This window comes from Pseudochrobactrum sp. AO18b (assembly GCF_000409565.1).
Taxonomy (GTDB): Bacteria; Pseudomonadota; Alphaproteobacteria; order Rhizobiales; family Rhizobiaceae; genus Pseudochrobactrum; species Pseudochrobactrum saccharolyticum.
This window is the reverse complement of record NZ_ANNO01000353.1, coordinates 1-3,191: the sequence shown is the minus strand read 5'-3', so window position 1 is coordinate 3,191 and position 3,191 is coordinate 1. Positions and strand designations below refer to the sequence as shown.

At 50.3% G+C, this 3,191-nt stretch carries 4 protein-coding genes; 3 read left to right on the top strand and 1 reads right to left on the bottom strand.

The features are described from left to right. Window positions 1-26 precede the first annotated feature (26 nt). The gene (gene pdxH, locus A918_RS0113845; RefSeq protein ID WP_022711642.1) at window positions 27-638 is read right to left on the bottom strand and encodes a pyridoxamine 5'-phosphate oxidase; all 612 of its coding nucleotides are present in this window, start codon (window positions 636-638) and stop codon (window positions 27-29) included. A 430-nt stretch (window positions 639-1,068) separates the two neighbouring features. Between pdxH and A918_RS0113840 the strand changes: the two genes are divergently transcribed. The 3 genes from A918_RS0113840 to A918_RS20535 form a co-directional block, all read left to right on the top strand. Then, window positions 1,069-1,539, top strand: a complete 471-nt coding sequence (locus A918_RS0113840; protein WP_370637800.1) for an RT0821/Lpp0805 family surface protein — start codon at window positions 1,069-1,071, stop codon at window positions 1,537-1,539. A gap of 359 nt (window positions 1,540-1,898) precedes the next feature. Beyond that, on the top strand, window positions 1,899-2,819 hold the full coding sequence (locus A918_RS0113835; protein WP_022711640.1) for a DnaJ C-terminal domain-containing protein: 921 nt from the start codon (window positions 1,899-1,901) through the stop codon (window positions 2,817-2,819). A 209-nt stretch (window positions 2,820-3,028) separates the two neighbouring features. Further along, window positions 3,029-3,191, top strand: a 163-nt coding sequence (locus A918_RS20535) for an SDR family oxidoreductase (protein WP_033316142.1), incomplete at its 3' end; no start/stop codon positions are given.

The following is a 3,191-nucleotide window of genomic DNA, read 5'->3' as shown; positions in this document are numbered from 1 at the left end:
GCTCTGAAAAAGAGCGGCTTTTTTATTTACGGATAGAATTTCTGTGTTGTCCAATCGCCTTCCGGTGCATCGCGTTTGAAGATCAAACGGTCATGCAGGCGGAACGGACGGTCATGCCAGAATTCGATATAGGTTGGTTTGATGCGGAAGCCCGACCAGTATTCAGGGCGCGGAATTTCACCGATGGCATAGCGCGCAGTATATTCGGCAACCGCTTTTTCCAGTGCAAAACGGCTTTCCAGCGGGCGGGATTGTTTGGAGGCCCATGCGCCGATACGGCTGCCGCGCGGGCGCGACTTGTAATAGGCGTCAGCTTCCTCTGCCGTTACCTGTTCGACAGGGCCGCGCACACGGATCTGACGGCGCAGGGATTTCCAGTGGAAGCACATGGCTGCTTTGCCGGCTGACAGGATTTCGCAACCCTTCTGGCTCTCGTAATTTGTATAGAATACAAAGCCATGCTCATCGAAATCTTTCAGCAGCACCATGCGCACATTCGGCATGCCGCTTTCGTCTACGGTTGCCACTGCAACAGCATTCGGATCATTCGGCTCGGATTTTGTTGCATCCTCTAACCATTCTGCAAACAGACGAAAAGGCTCGGTTGCAGTTGTAAAATCATTCGCTGATGTTGTCATATCGGTATGTTCACTTGCTTGGTAATCGGAAGGCTTCAGCGGTGCTTAACCCGTGCTTCCATCATCATGACCAGCATAAGTTGCATGACCGGCTGTGCTTGTGAAGACCCGCAAGTTTATTATTGTACAAAAAACCGGCTGAGATATCGGATGAAGGCCATGTTGCGTCTTTAGTCTGCGGATCGGAAATAGCCGCGAAAACAACAAGAAATAATCACAAAACGCGAATAAACGGGCGCATATGCGGAATGCTGTGAAAACATGTTTCAGAAGCCTTTGACGGCTGCTATCGATTTGTTTACCTTCTGCACAAACCGCTTGTTAACGCAGACCGGCACATAATAAACGCCTGTTTTCAATTAACACCGGAATGTCTTTACGGATATTCTGTTCTTCAGCCTGTCAGGACGATCATTTGCCAGTCACTACAATGACTTCAGAATTACGGAAAAGCGGTTTTTTGCAGTTGATGCGGGGGGCATCCTGCCGTTTTCTCATGGTCGCCTGTACTGTTTCTGTCCTGTCCGGCTGCGCAATGTCCGGTTTTGATCTCGAAAAAGCGATGCCGGATAAAAACAGTATTACCGGCTCTGTCGCAAAACAGCCAGCTGTGACAGCAGAGGTCAATGACAGCAGTAAAGTATCGGATCAGAATACAATCCGGAATGTGGTCTCCGCTCTGAATTTCACGCAATGGGGCAAAACACCGATCCCGTGGGCTAATCCGGATACCGGCAGTCAGGGGACAATCACGACTGTCGCCGAGAAAAAGACGGATGCCGGACTGTGCCGCGAATTTGAAACCTCGCGCGAAGCCTTTGACGGTGCTGCACTTTATCGCGGACAGGCCTGTATGGCGCAAGGTGGTGCCTGGGCTTTGACTTCTTTCGCTCCGATTTAATAATTATACGGAAATTGAACGCCAGATTTTGCAGATGAACGGCTATATTTGCCGTTTAACATCTGGAAAACAGCCGTATTGATACGCATATTGCTGTATAAAAGCATGCAGGAACCATGCCGCGAAACACTGTCGCTGTCTTTACAAGCTGATCGGGTGTTTAATCCGCGCGGTAAAATGGTGCCGTATGCGCTAAAGCGTGTTGTGTGAAGTTTGATCTACTGCGCTCGCTTTATCTTTTTGATTTGACGCATGTCTTTGTCCCAAAACCGGTACCCGCTTTGGGGAGACATGCGCTAAGCTCTTATCAGATGACAGGTGATTCTGTTTAGCAATCACCGCAGCCATGAAGGAATATTATGCGCGATCCCTATAGCGTATTGGGCGTCGCTAAAACGGCGAAGCCTGAAGAAGTAAAATCTGCTTTTCGTAAACTGGCCAAGAAATATCATCCGGACCAGAATCAGGATGATCCGAAGGCGCAGGAGAAATTTGCCGAAATTAATCAGGCCTATGAAATTATTGGCGACAAAGACAAGCGCGGTCAGTTTGACCGTGGCGAGATTGATGCCGAAGGAAAACCGGCAGGTTTTGCCGGCCATGGTTTTGGTGGCCAAGGTGGTGGTTTTCAGGGCGATCCGTTCGCCGGTTTCCGTCGTGGTGGTGCTGGCGGGCAAGGTGGCTTCCAGCAGGGTGGTTTTGACGGCGCAGAGGACATTCTGAGCAGCATTTTCGGTGGTGGCTTTGGTGGTGGCGGAAGCCGTACACGCAGTCGCGCACCGTCAAAAGCGCCGGATTTGAAAGCCTCGATCTCTGTTTCTCTGGAACAGGCGGCAGGAGCCGAGAAGGTTGAGGCGGTTTTCCCGAACGGCAAGAAATTGTCGATCAAACTGCCGAAATATGTTGAGGACGGCCAGACGATCCGCCTGAAAGGTCAGGGAGAAACCATTCCCGGTGCTGTTGACGGCGATGCATTGGTAACAATCAATTTCAAAAAACACCCGCGTTTCCGTCAGGACGGGCGTGATTTGCATCTTGATTTGCCGGTGCAACTCAGTGATGCGGTGCTTGGTGCCCGTGCGGAAGTGGAAACTTTGAGCGGACGTGTGGCTGTGCGTATTCCTGCCTGGTCAAGCTCGGATAAGATTTTGCGCCTGAAGGGCAAAGGATTGCCTAATAAAACGGGAGATGCTGCGGATTTATTCGTGCATATCCGGATTATGTTGCCTGAAAATGGTGATGAAGAGCTCGAATCGCTATTGCGTTCACGGGCAGGATAAAGTGATTCACGGGTGGATTCGCGCCCGTGAATACTGCTTTATATTGCTGACGGGAACCGTTACATATTAGAAACAACAAGCTGATATTTGCACTTAAATACCTGCTTTCAAGGGGAAGGGGGACAAAATTTACTGTCCTTGCTTGAAGCCAATGCTGTGCTGTGCGATAGGCAGCTATTCAGATTATATTTTTTTATGAGGTATGGTGAATGACCACCAAATCCGGTTTGTTGCAAGGAAAACGCGGGCTGATCTTGGGTCTGGCCAATAATCGCTCAATCGCCTGGGGTATTGCCAAGGCTGCACGGGATGCCGGTGCGGAGATCGCTTTAACTTATCAGGGCGATGCGATGAAGAAGCGCGTCGAGCCGC

Excerpts from the sequence above, each read along its gene's own strand:
- pdxH (WP_022711642.1), bottom strand. The coding sequence starts at position 638 with ATGACAACATCAGCGAATGATTTTACAACTGCAACCGAGCCTTTTCGT.
- A918_RS0113840 (WP_370637800.1), top strand. The coding sequence starts at position 1,069 with ATGACTTCAGAATTACGGAAAAGCGGTTTTTTGCAGTTGATGCGGGGG.
- A918_RS0113835 (WP_022711640.1), top strand. The coding sequence starts at position 1,899 with ATGCGCGATCCCTATAGCGTATTGGGCGTCGCTAAAACGGCGAAGCCT.